Annotated in this window: 10 protein-coding genes; 8 read left to right on the forward strand and 2 right to left on the reverse strand. The window is 62.9% G+C overall.

Features of this window, described 5'->3' with window-relative positions; translation table 11 throughout:
• The first annotated feature begins 279 nt into the window (after window positions 1-279).
• The 5 genes from gltB to eno all read left to right on the forward strand — a co-directional run bounded on the left by gltB (window position 280) and on the right by eno (window position 10434).
• Window positions 280-4731 (forward strand): glutamate synthase large subunit, encoded by a 4452-nt coding sequence (gene gltB / locus MKZ40_RS12515; RefSeq protein WP_175089634.1) that lies wholly within the window; start codon window positions 280-282, stop codon window positions 4729-4731.
• A gap of 77 nt (window positions 4732-4808) precedes the next feature.
• Window positions 4809-6224 carry an FAD-dependent oxidoreductase gene (locus tag MKZ40_RS12520; protein ID WP_043332950.1) on the forward strand — a complete coding sequence of 472 codons (1416 nt, stop codon included), beginning with the start codon at window positions 4809-4811 and terminating at the stop codon, window positions 6222-6224.
• 194 nt (window positions 6225-6418) lie between these two features.
• A complete protein-coding gene (locus MKZ40_RS12525) occupies window positions 6419-8059 on the forward strand; it encodes a CTP synthase (RefSeq protein ID WP_175089633.1) in 1641 nt (546 codons plus the stop codon).
• Window positions 8060-8190: 131 nt separating this feature from the next.
• Window positions 8191-9042 (forward strand): 3-deoxy-8-phosphooctulonate synthase, encoded by an 852-nt coding sequence (gene kdsA, locus MKZ40_RS12530; protein WP_175089632.1) that lies wholly within the window; start codon window positions 8191-8193, stop codon window positions 9040-9042.
• A gap of 102 nt (window positions 9043-9144) precedes the next feature.
• Window positions 9145-10434 carry a phosphopyruvate hydratase gene (gene eno, locus MKZ40_RS12535; RefSeq protein WP_175089631.1) on the forward strand — a complete coding sequence of 430 codons (1290 nt, stop codon included), beginning with the start codon at window positions 9145-9147 and terminating at the stop codon, window positions 10432-10434.
• 1245 nt (window positions 10435-11679) lie between these two features.
• Here eno and fdxA read toward each other — a convergent pair.
• Complete coding sequence (fdxA, locus tag MKZ40_RS12540) at window positions 11680-12003, reverse strand: ferredoxin FdxA (protein ID WP_043333067.1); 324 nt, start codon at window positions 12001-12003, stop codon at window positions 11680-11682.
• Window positions 12004-12263: 260 nt separating this feature from the next.
• Window positions 12264-14843 (reverse strand): DNA mismatch repair protein MutS, encoded by a 2580-nt coding sequence (mutS, locus tag MKZ40_RS12545; RefSeq protein WP_175089630.1) that lies wholly within the window; start codon window positions 14841-14843, stop codon window positions 12264-12266.
• A gap of 166 nt (window positions 14844-15009) precedes the next feature.
• Here mutS and MKZ40_RS12550 point away from each other — a divergent pair, with 166 nt between their 5' ends.
• From MKZ40_RS12550 to MKZ40_RS12560, 3 genes are all read left to right on the forward strand, one after another.
• Window positions 15010-15546 (forward strand): CinA family protein, encoded by a 537-nt coding sequence (locus MKZ40_RS12550; RefSeq protein ID WP_282627913.1) that lies wholly within the window; start codon window positions 15010-15012, stop codon window positions 15544-15546.
• A 215-nt stretch (window positions 15547-15761) separates the two neighbouring features.
• Window positions 15762-16829: a recombinase RecA gene (recA, locus tag MKZ40_RS12555; RefSeq protein ID WP_175089629.1), complete on the forward strand. Its 1068-nt coding sequence runs from the start codon at window positions 15762-15764 to the stop codon at window positions 16827-16829.
• Window positions 16830-17061: 232 nt separating this feature from the next.
• The gene (locus tag MKZ40_RS12560; protein WP_175089719.1) at window positions 17062-17646 is read left to right on the forward strand and encodes a regulatory protein RecX; all 585 of its coding nucleotides are present in this window, start codon (window positions 17062-17064) and stop codon (window positions 17644-17646) included.
• The last annotated feature ends 176 nt before the right edge of the window (window positions 17647-17822 follow it).

Here is a 17822-nt window from a genome sequence, read left to right on the forward strand (position 1 = left end):
GGCATGTCTACCCGCTAAGCGCTTGAGCCTACAGGGTTTTTTGGTTGGGGGTTCTTCTAACCTTCGGTTTTGTCAGGTTTTTTTGGTCGATGGGCGACCTGTGGAGAATTGCGCAGGCGGGAAGCTGGGGGATATGCTCGAGGGAAATCTGGCGTCGTGTAGCGACACTGATGGCGCCACTATCGGCAGGTATAAAAATAAAGATAACCGATAACTATAACCGGGAAAATGCTTGAAAAAAAGCATCTGGACACATGATTTCTCCGTGAGGCACGCCCCATGAACAAAGGTCTCCACCATCCGGGAGAGTTCCGCGACAACTGCGGCTTCGGTCTGATCGCCCATATGGAAGGGCAGGCGAGCCACGAACTGCTGCAGACCGCCATTGAATCCCTGACCTGCATGACTCACCGTGGCGGAATTGCCGCTGATGGCAAGACCGGCGATGGCTGTGGCCTGCTGCTCAAGATGCCGGACGGCTTCATGCGCCAGATCGCTCGAGAATCCCTCGGGCTGGAACTGGGCGCTCGCTATGCCGTCGGCACGCTTTTCCTGCCTGATGATGACGCGCGTGAACAATCCGCGCGTGATGCTTTCGAGTCGGCGCTGAGCGCGCGCAACCTCGAGGTGCTGGGCTGGCGCGAAATGCCGGTAGATGACAGCGTGTGCGGCCCGATGGCCCGCGACTGCCTGCCGCGCATCCGTCAGGTCTTCGTCGGCGCCGCCGATGAGCGTACTGACATCGCCTTCAATGTCGATCTGTTCATGGCGCGTCGCTATGCCGAGCAGGCGCTGAAGAGCGAAGAGGACTTCTACGTCTGCTCGCTCTCCAGCAAGGTCATCTCCTTCAAGGGCCTGGTGATGCCGGAAGATCTTCCGCGCTTCTACAAGGATCTGGGCGACCCGCGTCTCGAGACCGCGATCTGTGTCTTCCACCAGCGCTTCTCGACCAACACCGCGCCACGCTGGCCGCTGGCCCAGCCGTTCCGCTTCCTCGCCCACAATGGCGAGATCAACACCATCGAGGCCAACCGCGGCTGGGCCAATGCGCGCAAGGAGAACTTCGTCTCCGAGCAGCTGCCCGAGATCGCCGAGCTGGACGAGATCGTCAACACCGTCGGCTCCGACTCCTCCAGCATGGACAACATGCTGGAAGTCCTGCTGACCGGGGGCATGGATATCTATCGCGCCATTCGCATGATGGTGCCGCCGGCATGGCAGAACGTCGAGCAGATGGACTCCGATCTGCGTGCCTTCTACGAATACAACTCCATGCACATGGAGGCCTGGGACGGCCCGGCGGGCATCGTGCTCACCGACGGTCGCCATGCCGTGTGCATGCTGGACCGCAACGGTCTGCGTCCGGCGCGTTGGGTCATCACGCGCAATGGTTTCATCACCCTGGCCTCCGAAATCGGCACCTACGATTACAAGCCGGAAGATGTCGTCGCCAAGGGGCGCGTCGGGCCGGGTCAGGTGTTGGGCGTCGATACCGAGACCGGTGAAGTGCTGCACACCGATCAGGTCAGTGAGCGCCTCAAGGGCGCACATCCCTACAAGCGCTGGCTGCGTGAGAACGCCAACTATCTCGAGTCAGCGCTGACCGAGCTGGCGCGCTTCCAGCCGATGGATGCCGATCAGCTGGACGTCTACCAGAAGATGTTCCAGGTCAGCTTCGAGGAGCGCGATCAGTTGCTGCGCCCGCTGGCCGAGAGCGGTCAGGAGGCGGTCGGCTCGATGGGCGATGACACGCCGATGGCCGTGCTGTCGCGCCAGAATCGCGTTCTGACTGACTACTTCCGTCAGAAGTTCGCCCAGGTCACCAATCCGCCGATCGATCCGCTGCGCGAAGCGATCGTGATGTCGCTGGAGACCTGCTGTGGTGCCGAGCTCAACATCTTCGACGCGACGCCGGAACACGCGCATCGCCTGATCCTGACCACGCCGGTGTTGTCACCGCGCAAGTTCAATGCGCTGGTCAATCACGAAGATCCGGCCTTCACCTCGCAGACGCTCAAGCTGCACTACGATCCGGCGCAGGACTCCCTCAAGCAGGCGCTCAAGGGCCTCTGTCAGCAGGCCGAGGAAGCGGCGCGCAATGGCAAGGTGATCCTGGTACTCAGCGACTGTGGCTTGAAGAAGGGGCAGCTGCCGATCCATGCCGCACTGGCGACTGGCGCCATCCATCATCACCTCGGTGCGCTGGCCCTGCGCCCGCGCGTCAACCTGGTGATCGAGACCGGCTATGCGCGTGACGCGCACCAGATGGCAGTGCTGTTCGGGGTCGGCGCCACGGCGGTCTACCCGTACCTTGCCTATCAGGTGATGGCTGACATGCATCGCACTGGCGAGCTGTCCGGCAACCCGGCAGATGCCCGCGAGAACTATCGCAAGGGCATGCAGAAGGGCCTCTACAAGATCCTGTCCAAGATGGGCATCTCGCACATCGGCTCCTACCGAGGCTCGCAGCTGTTCGAGGCGGTCGGCCTCAACAGTGAAGTCATGGACATGTGCTTTACCGGCATGGCCTCGCGCATCGAAGGCGCCGGCTTTGCAGAGCTGCAGTTCCAGCAGGAGCTGCTGGCCCGTGAAGCCTGGCTGCCGCGCAAGCGCATCAAGCAGGGCGGGCTGGTCAAGTACGTGCATGGCGGTGAATACCACGCCTACAACCCGGATGTGGTGGTGAAGCTGCAGCAGGCCGTGCAGCAGGGTGACTACGGCAACTGGAAGGAATTCGCGCGCCTGGTCAACGAGCGTCCGGTGGCGACCATTCGTGACCTGCTGACTCTCAAGCCGGTCGCCGAGCCGCTGCCGATCGAGGAAGTCGAGTTCGTCGAGTCCCTGCTGCCGCGCTTCGACAGCGCCGGCATGTCGCTTGGCGCGCTGTCTCCCGAGGCACATGAAGCGCTGGCTCAGGCCATGAACGAGGCCGGTGGGCGCTCCAACTCCGGTGAGGGTGGCGAAGACCCGGCGCGTTACGGCACCGTGCGCTCCTCCAAGATCAAGCAGATCGCCTCCGGTCGCTTCGGTGTTACACCGGCGTACCTGGTCAATGCCGAGGTACTGCAGATCAAGGTCGCACAGGGCGCCAAGCCCGGTGAAGGCGGTCAGCTGCCGGGGGGCAAGGTCAACGACCTGATCGCACGTCTGCGCTACGCCGTGCCGGGGGTGACACTGATCTCGCCGCCGCCGCATCACGATATCTATTCCATCGAGGATCTGGCGCAGCTGATCTTCGATCTCAAGCAGGTCAATCCGTCGGCGCAGGTCTCGGTCAAGCTGGTCTCCGAGCCGGGGATCGGCACCATCGCCACCGGTGTCGCCAAGGCGTACGCCGACCTGATCACCGTCTCCGGCTATGACGGTGGCACCGCGGCCAGCCCGATCACCTCGATCAAGCACGCCGGTTCCCCGTGGGAGCTGGGGCTGCCCGAGGTGCATCAGGCGCTGCGCATCAACCAGCTGCGCCACAAGATCCGTCTGCAGACGGATGGCGGCCTCAAGACCGGTCTGGACGTGGTCAAGGCCGCGATCCTGGGCGCCGAGAGCTTCGGCTTCGGCACCGCGCCGATGGTCGCGCTGGGCTGCAAGTACCTGCGTATCTGTCACCTGAACAACTGTGCCACCGGTGTCGCGACCCAGCACCAGGCGCTGCGTGACGAGCATTTCCGCGGCACCGTCGAGATGGTCAAGCACTACTTCCGCTTCATCGCCGAGGAAGTGCGCGAGCTGATGGCGCTGCTGGGCGTGCGTCAGATCACCGACCTGATCGGTCGTACCGATCTGCTCGAAGTGCTGGAAGGCGAGACCAACGCGCAGCGTCGTCTCGACCTCACGCCGTTGCTGGGCAATGACTTCGTGCCCAAGGATGCGCCGCAGTTCTGCCAGGTCAGCCGCAACGAGCCGCATGATCCCGGTGCCAAGAATCTTGAGATGCTGGCCGCGATGGAATCGGCGATCGACAGCCGCAGCGGTGGCGAGTTCAGCTTCCATGTCACCAACTGTGACCGCTCGGTGGGTGCGCGTGTCTCGGGTGAAATCGCCAAGCGCTATGGCGAGGCCGGGCTGGCAGGATCGCCGCTCAAGGTCAGTCTGACCGGTGTAGCAGGCCAGAGCTTCGGTGTCTGGAACGCGCACGGACTCGAGATGCATCTGGAAGGCGACGCCAATGACTATGTCGGCAAGGGCATGAACGGCGGCAAGCTGACCATCGTGCCGCCGCGTGGTTCGCGCTTCGAGAGCCACAAGACCGCCATCATCGGCAACACCTGCCTGTACGGCGCGACCGGCGGACGGCTGTACGCCGCGGGCACCGCCGGCGAGCGCTTCGGGGTGCGCAACTCCGGTGCGCACGCCGTGATCGAAGGCGCGGGCGACCACTGCTGTGAGTACATGACCGGCGGTCTGGTGTGCGTATTGGGCGAGACAGGCGTCAACTTCGGCGCGGGCATGACGGGCGGCTTCGCCTACGTGCTGGACGAGAATCGCGACTTCGTCGACAAGTACAACCACGAGCTGGTGGAAATCCACCGCATCAATACCGAAGCCATGGAGGCCTATCGTCGCCATCTGCGCGAAGTCATCGAGGAATATGTGGCCGAGACCGGCTCCGAGCGCGGGCGCGACATCCTGCGCGATTTCCCTGACTTCGTGCGTCACTTCTGGTTGGTCAAGCCGAAGGCGGCAAGCCTCAACGGCCTGCTGGACCAGTCACGGCGTCAACCGGAGTGATCGCATCCCTCACCCAAGCATGCCTCGGGTGAGGGCCCGCACCGCGACGGTGCCCGGATTTTGAGAGAGGATTCATCATGGCCAATCAGCTCGCCAACGACTTCCAGTTCATCGATGTGGGTCGTCAGGACCCGCAGAAGAAAGATGCTCGCGTGCGCGCACGTGAGTTCAACGAGATCTATGCCGAGTTCAAGCCGGTAGAAGCCGCCAGCCAGGCACATCGCTGCCTGGGCTGTGGCAACCCCTACTGTGAGTGGAAGTGCCCGGTACACAACTACATTCCCAACTGGCTGAAGCTGGTCTCCGAGGGCAACATCCTCGAAGCTGCCGAGCTCTCTCACCAGACCAACTCGCTGCCGGAAGTCTGTGGTCGCGTCTGCCCGCAGGACCGTCTCTGTGAGGGCGACTGCACCCTGAATGACGGCTTCGGTGCCGTCACCATCGGCTCGGTGGAGAAGTACATCACCGACACCGCCTTCGCGATGGGCTGGCGTCCCGACATGTCCAAGGTCAGCTGGACCGACAAGCGCGTCGCCATCATCGGTGCAGGCCCGGCGGGTCTCGGTGCCGCCGATATTCTGGTGCGCAATGGCGTGCGTCCGGTGATCTATGATCGCCATCCGGAAATCGGCGGTCTGCTGACCTTCGGCATCCCGGAGTTCAAGCTCGAGAAGGGCGTGATGACGCGTCGCCGCGAGATTTTCGAAGAGATGGGCATGGAGTTCCGTCTCAATGTCGAGGTCGGGCGTGATGTGACCTTCGATGCGCTGCTCGAGGAATACGATGCCGTCTTCCTGGGCATGGGTACCTACAACGCCATGAGTGGCGGCTTCCCGGGCGAGGATCTGCCGGGCGTGCACAAGGCGCTCGACTTCCTGATCGCCAACGTCAATCACTGCCTGGGCTTCGAGAAGGACCCGGCGGATTACGTCTCCATGGAAGGCAAGAAGGTCGTGGTGCTCGGCGGTGGTGATACCGCGATGGACTGCAACCGCACCTCCATCCGTCAGGGCGCGGAAAGCGTGACCTGTGCCTACCGTCGTGACGAGGCCAACATGCCGGGCTCACGCCGTGAGGTGACCAATGCTCGCGAAGAGGGCGTCGATTTCCTCTTCAACCGTCAGCCGGTGGCAGTGGTCGGCGATGGCAAGGTCGAAGGCGTCAAGGTCGTGCGCACCCGTCTGGGTGAGCCGGATGCCAATGGCCGTCAGCGTCCGGAAGTGGTGCCGGGATCTGAAGAGATTCTGCCGGCGGATGCCGTGGTCGTGGCCTTCGGCTTCCAGGCAAGCCCTGCACCGTGGTTCGCCGACTTCGACATCGCCGTCGATGAGCGTGGCCGCATCGCGACCAGCGCCGAGCGTCATGCCTTCCAGACCACCAACGCCAAGGTGTTCGCTGGCGGTGACATGGTGCGCGGCTCCGACCTGGTGGTGACCGCCATCGATGAAGGGCGCCGTGCCGCTGAAGGGATTCTTGATTTCCTGGAAGTGTAAAGGTGAACTGACGTCACGTATCAGGCCCGCCATGGCGGGCCTGATGCGTTATGACGGTGCATCGGATGGTGGCGCGAGAAGGGCAGATGGTGGCATTCAAATTGAGCCGGAGCAGCCTTTCCGCTAGACTGGCGACCCATCCTGATCCGTTCCCCCCGGATCTCTCCTACAGCTCACGTTTTCGGCAGGTTTCCATGACACGATTTATCTTCGTGACGGGCGGCGTTGTGTCCTCGCTTGGCAAGGGCATCGCATCCGCTTCGCTGGCGGCTATTCTCGAGGCCCGTGGCCTCAAGGTCACCATCCTCAAGCTGGATCCGTACATCAACGTCGATCCGGGCACCATGAGCCCGTTCCAGCACGGCGAAGTCTTTGTCACCGAAGATGGCGCGGAAACCGACCTCGACCTCGGTCACTACGAGCGTTTCATCCGCTCGCGCATGACCCAGGGCAACAACTTCACCACCGGCCGAGTCTACGAGCACGTGCTGCGCAAGGAGCGCCGCGGTGACTACCTCGGTGGAACGGTGCAGGTCATCCCGCACATCACCGACGAGATCAAGCGCCGCGTGATCGCCGGTGGTGAAGGCTATGACGTCGCACTGGTCGAGATCGGTGGTACCGTGGGTGACATCGAGTCGCTGCCGTTTCTGGAGTCCATCCGTCAGCTGCGTGCGCAGCTGGGTGGCGAGCGTGCGCTCTTCATGCACCTGACGCTGGTGCCGTACATCAAGACGGCCGGCGAGACCAAGACCAAGCCGACCCAGCACAGCGTCAAGGAGCTGCGCTCCATCGGTATCCAGCCGGATATCCTGATCTGCCGCAGCGAAGTCGAGATCGAGGAAAGCGAGCGTCGCAAGATCTCGCTGTTCACCAACGTCGAAGAGCGTGCCGTCGTCTCACTGCAGGATGCTGACACCATCTATCGCATTCCGTTGATGCTCCACGAAGCCGGCCTCGATGAGATCGTCTGCGACAAGTTCCGCCTGGAGGCCAAAGAGGCCGACATGTCCGAATGGGTCGCGGTGCTCGACGCCAAGCTCAACCCGCTCAAGACCATCAACATCGCGATGGTCGGCAAGTACATGGAGCTGCTCGACGCCTACAAGTCGCTGAACGAGGCGCTGACCCACGCCGGTATCCAGGGGCGTGTGAAGGTCAACGTCGACTTCATCGACTCCGAGGAAATCGAGCGCAACGGCACCGACCGCCTGATCGGCAAGGACGCGGTGCTGGTGCCGGGCGGCTTCGGCGAGCGTGGTGTGGAAGGCAAGATCGCCACCGCGCGCTTCGCGCGTGAGAACAAGGTGCCGTATCTGGGCATCTGCCTGGGCATGCAGGTTGCCGTCATCGAGTTCGCACGTAATGTGGCGGGCTGGAGCGATGCCAACTCTACCGAATTCACCCATGACACCCAGCACCCGGTGGTCGGTCTGATCACCGAGTGGCTGACGCCGGAAGGCAAGATCGAGACCCGCGATGCGGCGTCTGATCTGGGCGGCACCATGCGTCTTGGCGGTCAGGCCTGCAGCCTGCTCAACGGCTCCAAGGCGCATCAGGCCTATGGCAGCGACGAGATCGTCGAGCGTCACCGTCACCGCTATGAGGTCAATGACCAGTTCGTGCCGGCCCTGGAAGAAGCGGGCCTGATCTTCTCCGGTCGCAGCGTCGACAACTCGCTGGTCGAGATGGTCGAGCTGCCGGATCACCCATGGTTCGTGGCATGTCAGTTCCACCCGGAATTCACCTCCACGCCGCGTGATGGCCATCCGCTGTTCACCGGCTTCGTGAATGCCGCGCTCAATCACAAGGCGGCGCGTACTCGCGGCGAGTGATAGGGTGTTGAGCGGGCGCCACCTCGGGTGGCGCCCGTAGGTCTTCTGCGTGGTGGTTGCAGGTCTTGATGTTCGCCAGAGCATCATCAGGCAGACTGCCGATGGACAACGATTTGATGGACGGTGCAGAGATGAGCAACGAACAACGCGTGATCGACTTTGCGGGTCTGCAAGTCGCCAACGATCGTCCGATGACGCTTTTCGGTGGCATGAACGTGCTCGAATCGCGGGAGCTGGCGCTGGAAGTCGCCGAGCAGTACGTCGAGGTGACGTCACGCCTGGGCATGCCGTACGTCTTCAAGGCCAGCTTCGACAAGGCCAACCGCAGCTCCATGCACTCCTACCGCGGGCCCGGGATGGAGAAGGGGCTCGAGATTCTGGCCGAGATCAAGTCGCGCTTCGGTGTGCCGATCATCACGGACGTGCATGAGCCGCATCAGGCGGCAGCCGTGGCGGAAGTGGCCGATGTCATTCAGCTGCCGGCCTTCCTGGCGCGGCAGACGGACCTGGTCGTGGCCATGGCGCGCACCGGCGCCGTCATCAACGTCAAGAAGCCGCAGTTCCTCGCGCCGCACGAGATGCGCCATATCGTCGCCAAGTGCGGTGAAGCGGGCAATGACCGGATTCTGCTGTGCGAGCGTGGCTCCAGCTTCGGTTACAACAACCTGGTGGTCGACATGCTCGGCATGGCCGAGATGAAGGATAGCGGCCTGCCGGTCTTGTTCGATGTCACCCACTCGCTGCAGCGTCCGGGCGGGCGAGTCGATTCCGCTGGCGGGCGCCGTGAGCAGGTCTTCGATCTGGCACGCTCCGGTGTCGCCTTGGGGCTTGCGGGTCTGTTCCTCGAAGCGCATCCGGACCCGGACAACGCCAAGTGTGACGGCCCCTGCGCCTTGCCGCTGGACCAGCTCGAACCCTTCCTGCGCCAGCTGCAATCGCTGGATGCGCTGGTCAAGGGCTTCGCGCCGCTGGACATTCGTTGAGCAGGACTACTGGCCGTTCACCCCTGTGTGAGCGGCCTTTTTGCACTATGGGCAAGATGCCCGTCGTGGTGTTTCAATCCCCCGTGTAGAGGACGACACAAGATGGCCAATATCGTCGAAATCCGCGCCCTTGAGGTGCTCGATTCCCGTGGTAACCCGACCGTACAGGCCGAGGTCGTGCTGGAAGGTGGCCAACGCGCCAGTGCCTGCGCGCCTTCCGGTGCCTCCACCGGTTCGCGTGAAGCGCTGGAATTGCGTGATGGCGACAAGAGCCGTTATCTGGGCAAGGGCGTGCTGAAGGCAGTCGAAGCCGTCAATGGCGCGATCCGCGAGCGCCTCGTGGGCATGGATGCACTCGACCAGCGCGCGCTGGACGATGCCATGCTGGCGCTGGATGGTACCGAGAACAAGGAATCGCTGGGTGCCAACGCGATTCTTGCCGTCTCTCTGGCGGCTGCCAAGGCGGCAGCGCAGGCCAAGGGCATCGAGCTCTACGCTCACATCGCTGAGCTCTACGGCCAGCCGGGGCAGTACTCCATGCCGGTGCCGATGATGAACATCATCAACGGCGGTGAGCATGCCGACAACAACGTCGACATCCAGGAGTTCATGGTCCAGCCGGTCGGCGCGCCGACCTTCCGTGAAGCATTGCGCACCGGCGCCGAGATCTTCCACGCGCTGAAGAAGGTGCTGCAGGGGCGCGAGCTGAGCACCTCCGTGGGTGATGAAGGTGGCTTTGCTCCGATCCTGGCGTCCAACTCCGAAGCACTGGCCGTCATCAAGCAGGCCGTCAGCGATGCGGGCTACACCCTGGGCACCGATGTGACTCTGGCGCTGGATTGCGCGTCTTCCGAGTTCTACCAGGACGGTCAGTACAACCTGTCCGGCGAAGGCAAGAGCTTCGACGCACGTGGTTTCGTCGACTATCTGGCGGGCCTGGCCGCGGAATATCCGATCGCCTCCATCGAAGACGGCATGGATGAGTCCGACTGGGAAGGCTGGAAGATGCTGACCGACGAGCTGGGTGACAAGGTGCAGCTGGTCGGCGACGACCTGTTCGTCACCAATACGCGCATCCTGAGCCGCGGTATCGATGAAGGCATCGGCAACTCCATCCTGATCAAGTTCAACCAGATCGGCTCACTGTCCGAGACTCTGGATGCGATCAAGATGGCGCAGGCCGCCGGCTTCACCGCGGTCATCTCCCACCGTAGTGGCGAGACCGAAGACACCACCATCGCCGACCTCGCCGTCGGTACCTGTGCTGGCCAGATCAAGACCGGTTCTCTGTGCCGCTCTGATCGTGTCGCCAAGTACAATCGTCTGCTGGTGATCGAGCAGCAGCTGGGAGACGTGGCTTACAACGGTCTGAAAGAGATCAAGGGTCAGTAATTGCCCGTGGTGTGCGGGGCTCAGCGCCCAGCACCGTAGAGGTAACTTGCAACGGGGTCGTGCCTTCTGGCACGGCCCCGTTGTGCATTGCAGGCGATGAATGAGTGGGGAGGCAGGAAATGGACCGCTTCCAGGCACTGATTTCGTGTAAGTCATCTCTTACAAATTCCGCAGGACAATCGAGACACTGACTGCGAGTCGCCTGCGGATATGAACGTATGTTCTTCATTATCTACTTGTTTTTATTGAATATATTTTCTCTGATGGTCTGTTCGGGTATAGCGGGGTAAGAGGTTTGGCTAGTTGCCTCGCCGGCGAATGCTGCCCAGAATGGCTGCATGGACGTGAGGGTGCGGCGGGACACCGCAGTCTCGGCAGGATGCCAACGGGATGATCAGAAAAGACTTGATGGCGAGACAGGACGTTTCGCCCCGCTGAGCAGGACGCTCGGCGGAAAAGGACCTGGCATGGACGTCGGTAGCAGAGAGCTGCATATCTTCGCTTGAAGGAGTCAGGCGAGAGATGCCAAGGAAGCAAGGATGGCGGGCATGACACCGGAGTGTGTCAGGATCAGGATGATCCGTCGGCGATGGGAAGCGCCACACAGGCAGGAAGCACGATAACGACACGGAGTGTCGAAGAGCCCCAGGCTCTGATATGCAGTCAGGAAGCTTGCCCTCACAGGAAGTGACGGATGACGGGACATCATCTGCGTCAGGAATGATGGGGCAGACAGCGGCAGCATCAAGTGACAGGAAGCCACGACAAGCATAGTCGGACAAGGAATGTCGTGAGGCTGTCAGCTGCACAGGCAGGGAGCGGTAAAGGCAGGACGCCGGGCAATGCATGGGCAGGACAGCAGGACAGGCAAATATCTGCACTAACGGGCATTGCGGTGGGACAGCTGCGCGAGCAGTGCTGCAATGCCCGCCACGCGTGACGGTGCGCCCCGAATGACAGGATGTCGTGAAGGGCAGGGACAGCACTCAGGAGTGCGATCCAGGATGGATCGACAGGGACACGCTTGGAGCGGGCGACCTTACGGGGTCGCCCTTTTTTTATGTCTGGAGGTCGGGGGGGAGGAGTTCTCAGCGCGAGCTCTTCAGGCACAGGCTTCAGGCATCAGATACAGAAACGGCAGCGGCTCCCGGGGGAATCGCTGCCGTTTCTGTCGTCAGAGCCGGGCTTTGCCCTGTCAGGGCGGGCAAGCCGCTAGCCACGCGAGATGCGGGTGACTTGAGGGGCTTACTGCTCCAGATACTCAAGCTTGCCGTCGACACCATCCCACTTCTCGGCGTCTTCCATGGCGTCCTTCTTCTCGCTGATGTTCGGCCAGACTTCGGCCAGATCGGCATTCAGCTCGATGAATTCCTTCTGGTTCTCCGGCACTTCATCCTCGGAGAAGATGGCTTCGGCGGGGCATTCCGGTTCGCACAGCGCGCAGTCAATGCACTCATCCGGGTTGATCACCAGGAAGTTCGGGCCTTCGTAGAAGCAATCCACCGGGCAGACTTCCACGCAGTCGGTGTATTTGCAGCGAATGCAGTTCTCGGTGACGATGAATGCCATGCAGGTCTCCTGACGCGGATTGGCGTCTCTCTCGTAGGTCGTGGTCCAGGCGCCCACCATGTGTCGTCTCGGCGACATCATGGCCTTCAGGTTATAAGCGGCGCAGATGTTATAAGACGTTATTCTAGTGGCGCTCTGCCGCCCCCGCAATCAGCAGGGGCGGATCGTTTTGGAATGGTGCTATGCCCGAAGGTTGCTGTCGAGTCTTGCCATTCACTCTTGAGCCTTGCCGTTCCTTCTCGGAGCAGGCGTGACGGCACTCAGCGCTGCCGGTGCCATTCGTAGATCAGCTCCAGCGCTCGCTTGGGGCTCAGATCATCCGGGTCAAGGCTGTTGAGGGCTTCGACGACCGGATGCGGCGGTGCCGCGAACAGGTCATTCTGTTGCGGTACCGGCTGGCCCAGCGCATCCTCGCGCGCCACCTGTGGGCGATCGATTTCCTGCTGCTCCAGGCTGGTCAGCTTCTCGCGCGCGCGCAGGATGACGCTCTGCGGCACCCCGGCCAGCTGGGCCACCTGCAGGCCATAGCTCTGGCTGGCAGGGCCTTCCTCGACGCGGTGCATGAAGACGATGCCATCGCCGTGCTCAGCGGCCGTCAGGTGCACGTTGGCGACGGCATCGGCATGCTCGGGCAGCGCCGTCATCTCGAAGTAATGGGTCGCGAACAGGGTAAAGGCACGCGTGCGCGCCAGATGCTCGGCGCTGGCCCATGCCAGTGACAGACCATCGAAGGTCGAGGTGCCGCGGCCGATCTCATCCATCAACACCAGGCTCTCGTCAGTGGCGTTGTGCAGGATGCTGGCGGTCTCGGTCATCTCGACCATGAAGGTCGAGCGGCCGCCGGCCAGGTCATCCGATGAGCCGATGCGCGTGAAGATGCGATCCAGCGGGCCGATGCAGGCGCGCGTCGCCGGCACGAAGCTGCCGGTATGCGCGAGCAGAGCGATCAGTGCCGTCTGACGCATGTAGGTGGATTTACCGCCCATGTTGGGGCCGGTGATCACCAGCATGCGCCGCGTATCATCGAAGCGCACATCGTTGGGGACGAAGGGATGGTCGCTGACATGTTCGACTACCGGATGGCGGCCGCCTTCGATGTCGATGCCCGGGGTCTCGCTGAGTTCTGGGCGCACGAAATCGAGCGCGGCGGCGCGATCGGCGAAGGCGGTCAGCACATCCAGTGATGCCAGCGCACGGGCCGTCTGCTGCAGGCCATCCAGTTCGGTATTCAGATCATCCAGCAGGTGCTCATACAGCAGCTTCTCGCGCGCCAGTGACTTGGACTTGGCGGACAGCGCCTTGTCCTCGAATTCCTTGAGTTCGGGGATGATGAAGCGCTCGGCATTCTTGAGGGTCTGGCGACGGATGTATTCCGGCGGGGCCTCGGCCGATTGCGAGCGCGGCAGTTCGATGAAGTAGCCATGCACGCGGTTGTAGCCGACCTTGAGGTTGCTCAGGCCGGTGCGCTCGCGCTCGCGAGTCTCGAGTGCGACCAGATACTGGCCGGCGTTCTCGGACAGGCCGCGATACTCGTCCAGCTCATCGTCGTAGCCATCGGCGATCACGCCACCATCGCGCAGCACCACCGGCGGATTCTCGACCAGCGCCTCGCTGAGCATCGCGGAAAGTGCCGGGAACAGGCGGATGGCATCGCGCAGGTCATCGATGGCGCTGCCTTTCTCGACGCTGGCGAGCACGGCGCGCAGCTCGGGCAGGGTGTTGAGACCATCGCGCAGGCGTGCCATGTCACGGGGGCGTGCGCTGCGCAGCGCGACACGGGCGAGGATGCGCTCCACATCTCCGATGCGCTTGAGCAGGCCTTGCAGTTCGAAGGGGTAGTCGCCATCCAGTAGACGCTGTACCGCCGCCTGACGCTGGCCGATCTGGCGCTGATCGCGCAGCGGGCGGTTGAGCCAGCGCTTGAGCAGGCGTGAGCCCATCGCGGTCGCGGTGACGTCAAGCACGCTGGCCAGCGTGTTGTCGCCGGTGCCACCCAGGTTGGTATCGATCTCGAGGTTGCGGCGGCTGGCGGCATCGATCACCACCGAGTCATCGCGGCTTTCGACGGCCAGCGCGGTCACGTGGGGCAGGCCGGTGCGCTGGGTGTCGCGAGCATAGTCGAGCAGGGCACCGGCTGCCGTGACGGCGCGCGTCAGGTGGCTGCAGCCAAAGCCGTTGAGGTCCTGGACGCCGAACTGATCGCACAGCAGGCGCAAGGCAGTCTCGTGATCGAAGTGCCAATCGCTCTGGCGGGTCAGGCCTGGGCGCGAGGACAGGCTGGCGGGGAGGGTACGGCTTTCGCCGACCATGACTTCGGCAGGCGACAGGCGCTGGATCTCGGCCAGCAGCTCGTCATCACCATTGACCTCGAGCACGCTGAAGCGACCGGAGGAGAGCTCGAGAGCGGCCAGGCCCCAGGTCTCTCCATCACGGTGCAGCGCCACCAGCAGGTTGTCGCGGCTGGCATCCAGCAGCGCCTCATCATGCAGCGTCCCCGGCGTGACGATACGCACCACCTTGCGCTCGACAGGCCCCTTGCTGGTCGCCGGGTCACCGATCTGCTCACAGATGGCCACCGATTCGCCCATCTTGACCAGACGTGCCAGATAACCTTCGGCGCTGTGGTAGGGCACCCCTGCCATGGGGATCGGTGAACCGCCGGAGCTGCCGCGCGCCGTCAACGTGATATCGAGCAGTTGTGCTGCGCGTTTTGCGTCCTCATGAAACAGTTCATAGAAGTCGCCCATGCGATAGAACAGCAGCACGCCGGGGTGCTCGCGTTTGATCTTCATGTACTGCGTCATCATCGGCGTCATCTGGGGCGCGCTGTTCTTGGCCATGGCCATGGACTTCCTTGACTGCACTGCAATGGGAAAAAGCACACATGCGAGAACACGGCATGCGGGATGCGCGATATTCTACGGACTGGCGCGGCCGGCTCCAATGCCTGTGATGTCTCATGCTCGCTGCCCTTTTCACTTGATGACCTTTACAGGGAGAAAGTTCGTGAGCCAATTGACTGGTACGACACCCGAGGCTGCGTGCGTGAATGCTCTGGCTGAGCAGTTGCAGGCGCTGGCGATCGCGCGCGGCGTGCGCGTCACCACCGCCGAGTCGTGCACCGGGGGCGGCGTGAGTGCCGCGATCACGGCGATTGCCGGCAGCTCCAGCTATTTCGATGCGGGCTACGTGACCTATTCCAATGCCACCAAGCAGCGCCTGCTGGGGGTCAGTGAGGCATCGCTTGAAACTTTCGGCGCCGTCTCCGAGGCGGTCGTGTGCGAGATGGTGCGGGGCGCCTGTCGCGACAGCGGCGCTGAGCTGGGGGTGGCGATCAGCGGCGTGGCCGGCCCCGGCGGGGGAAGTGACGAGAAGCCCGTCGGCACCGTGTGGCTGGCGTGGGGGAGCGAGGCGCGCCAGCAGGCACGCTGCTGTCACTTTCCCGGCGACCGGCAGGCGGTGCGTGACGCCGCCGTGCGGGAGGCGTTGCAGGGCTTGATCAAGCGCGTGGAGGCCTTGCAGATCGGCACCGAAGACGCGTGAGTCCGATGCAAGCCCCGCGTTGGGGGTGCTGCCTGAAAAAGCGCACCACCGGACTGGCAGAGCGACGCAACTTGCGGCATTATACTGTCCATGTATACAGGGTTTTGCCACGGCACCTCAGCCGCTAGTCTGACGGTGTCTGCTCAGCTCTCAGTGACAGAATTCTCTATTCCAGGTGGCAGCCCGTGTGGCTCCGCCGTTCGACAGGAGGCCACATGGCAAAGGACGACAATCGTACCAAGGCGCTGAACGCGGCGCTGTCCCAGATCGAGCGCCAGTTCGGCAAGGGCGCCGTCATGCGCATGGGCGATGCCCCGCGTGTGGCCATCCCGTCGGTTTCCACCGGTTCTCTGGGGCTGGATATCGCACTCGGCATCGGCGGCCTGCCCTTCGGGCGCGTGGTCGAGATCTACGGCCCGGAATCCTCGGGCAAGACGACACTGACCCTCTCGGTCATCGCCCAGGCGCAGAAGCAGGGCAAGGTGTGTGCCTTCATCGATGCCGAGCACGCACTGGATCCGTCCTACGCCGAGAAGCTGGGCGTCAATCTGGACGAGATGCTGGTCTCCCAGCCGGACACCGGTGAGCAGGCGCTCGAGATCGTCGACATGCTGGTACGTTCCGGCGGTGTTGACGTCATCATCGTCGACTCCGTGGCAGCGCTGACGCCGCGTGCCGAGATCGAAGGCGAGATGGGCGACTCACACGTTGGCCTGCAGGCGCGTCTGATGTCCCAGGCGCTGCGCAAGGTGACCGGTCACATCAAGAACGCCAACTGCATGGTGGTGTTCATCAACCAGATCCGCATGAAGATCGGCGTGATGTTCGGCAGCCCCGAAACCACGACTGGCGGTAACGCACTGAAGTTCTACTCCAGCGTGCGTCTGGATATCCGTCGTACCGGTTCCGTGAAGTCCGGTGATGAAGTCACCGGTAACGAGACCCGCGTCAAGGTCGTCAAGAACAAGGTCGCGCCGCCGTTCCGTCAGGCCGAGTTCCAGATTCTCTACGGCAAGGGCATCTATCACGCCGGTGAGGTGATCGACCTGGGTGTGCAGTGTGGTCTGGTCGGCAAGTCAGGTGCCTGGTACAGCTATCAGGGCAGCAAGATCGGCCAGGGCAAGGCCAACTCCGCCCAGTACCTGGAAGACAATCCCGCCATCATGGAGGAGATTGAAACCCAGATCCGCGCCCAGTTGCTGGCAGCCCCGGAAGCCAAGGAAGAGTCGAAAGAGGCCGCGGCCGCCGAGAGTGAAGACGACCTGGATATCGATCTCGATTGAGGCTCGTCCAGAAGAAAGAGCAAGAGCGCCGGCCGTCAGGCTGGCGTCATCGCAGCGTGTCGTTTCCGACCCGGTGCGATGAACGCAAGGCGCCCGCCCCGATGACTCGGAGGCGGGCGCCTTGCGTTCACGTCCATCGATGTCCTTCTGCTCAACCCCGGAGAGCATGACCATGCACGATGACAGCGCTGAAATGGGCGGGCCTGAATATCAACCGCTCGACTCAGGTGCGATGACGCCGCAACGGCGTGCGCGCAATGATGCCATCGCGCGACTGGCGCGCCGCGAACATAGTCGCCGCGAGCTGCACGACTATCTCAAGGAGCGTGACTACCTGCGGGCGGTCAGCGATGACGAGTTGGCAGAGCGGCAAGCCGCGGGCGAGGAGGGCGCGCAGGCGACCTTGAGTCGCGATGAGGTCGAGCTGCTGATCGAGGAGGTGCTGGAGCGCATGGCCGAGGAGGGCCTGCAATCCGATGAGCGCTTTGCCGCCAGCTTCCTGCGGGCGCGCGTCCTGCGCGGGCAGGGGCCGAGGCGTATCCAGCAGGAGCTGCGCCAGCGTGGTATCGATAGCGAGACGCTCAATGCCGTCATGCGTGCCGCCAGTGACCCGACGCCGGATGCCTTCGGCCATGTCGAGGCGGTGGATTTCTTCGAGCTGGCGCGCGAGACGCTGGCCAGGCGCTTTTCCGGCCCCGGCGAGGGACAAAAGGAGCGCGCACGGCGCGAACGCTTTCTGCTCCAGCGCGGCTTCGACTATGAGCAGCTGCGCTATGCCATGGAGTCCGCCTGGAGTGATGAGGAGGAAGATGGCTAGCTGGCGAGCATCTGTTTGGCTCTCATGACGCGCAAACCGGCGCTTCAGGACATTTCCCCCCCTTTAGCTTGCGCGAACAGACGTTATACTAGGTCGTCTTGCGACGGCACGGGGCAGGCGCCTTCTTTCATGCTTTTCATTGCACCTCCATGCATACCCACATGGATGAATATGCA

It is taken from the genome of Cobetia sp. BMC6 (assembly GCF_029991385.1).
Classification (GTDB): domain Bacteria; phylum Pseudomonadota; class Gammaproteobacteria; order Pseudomonadales; family Halomonadaceae; genus Cobetia.

Bases quoted from the DNA above. Each gene is read 5' to 3' on its own strand.
- MKZ40_RS12525 (WP_175089633.1), top strand. From the start codon at position 6,419: ATGACACGATTTATCTTCGTGACGGGCGGCGTTGTGTCCTCGCTTGGC.
- MKZ40_RS12520 (WP_043332950.1), top strand. From the start codon at position 4,809: ATGGCCAATCAGCTCGCCAACGACTTCCAGTTCATCGATGTGGGTCGT.
- recA (WP_175089629.1), top strand. From the start codon at position 15,762: ATGGCAAAGGACGACAATCGTACCAAGGCGCTGAACGCGGCGCTGTCC.
- kdsA (WP_175089632.1), top strand. From the start codon at position 8,191: ATGAGCAACGAACAACGCGTGATCGACTTTGCGGGTCTGCAAGTCGCC.
- fdxA (WP_043333067.1), bottom strand. From the start codon at position 12,003: ATGGCATTCATCGTCACCGAGAACTGCATTCGCTGCAAATACACCGAC.
- mutS (WP_175089630.1), bottom strand. From the start codon at position 14,843: ATGGCCAAGAACAGCGCGCCCCAGATGACGCCGATGATGACGCAGTAC.
- MKZ40_RS12560 (WP_175089719.1), top strand. From the start codon at position 17,062: ATGACGCCGCAACGGCGTGCGCGCAATGATGCCATCGCGCGACTGGCG.
- gltB (WP_175089634.1), top strand. From the start codon at position 280: ATGAACAAAGGTCTCCACCATCCGGGAGAGTTCCGCGACAACTGCGGC.
- eno (WP_175089631.1), top strand. From the start codon at position 9,145: ATGGCCAATATCGTCGAAATCCGCGCCCTTGAGGTGCTCGATTCCCGT.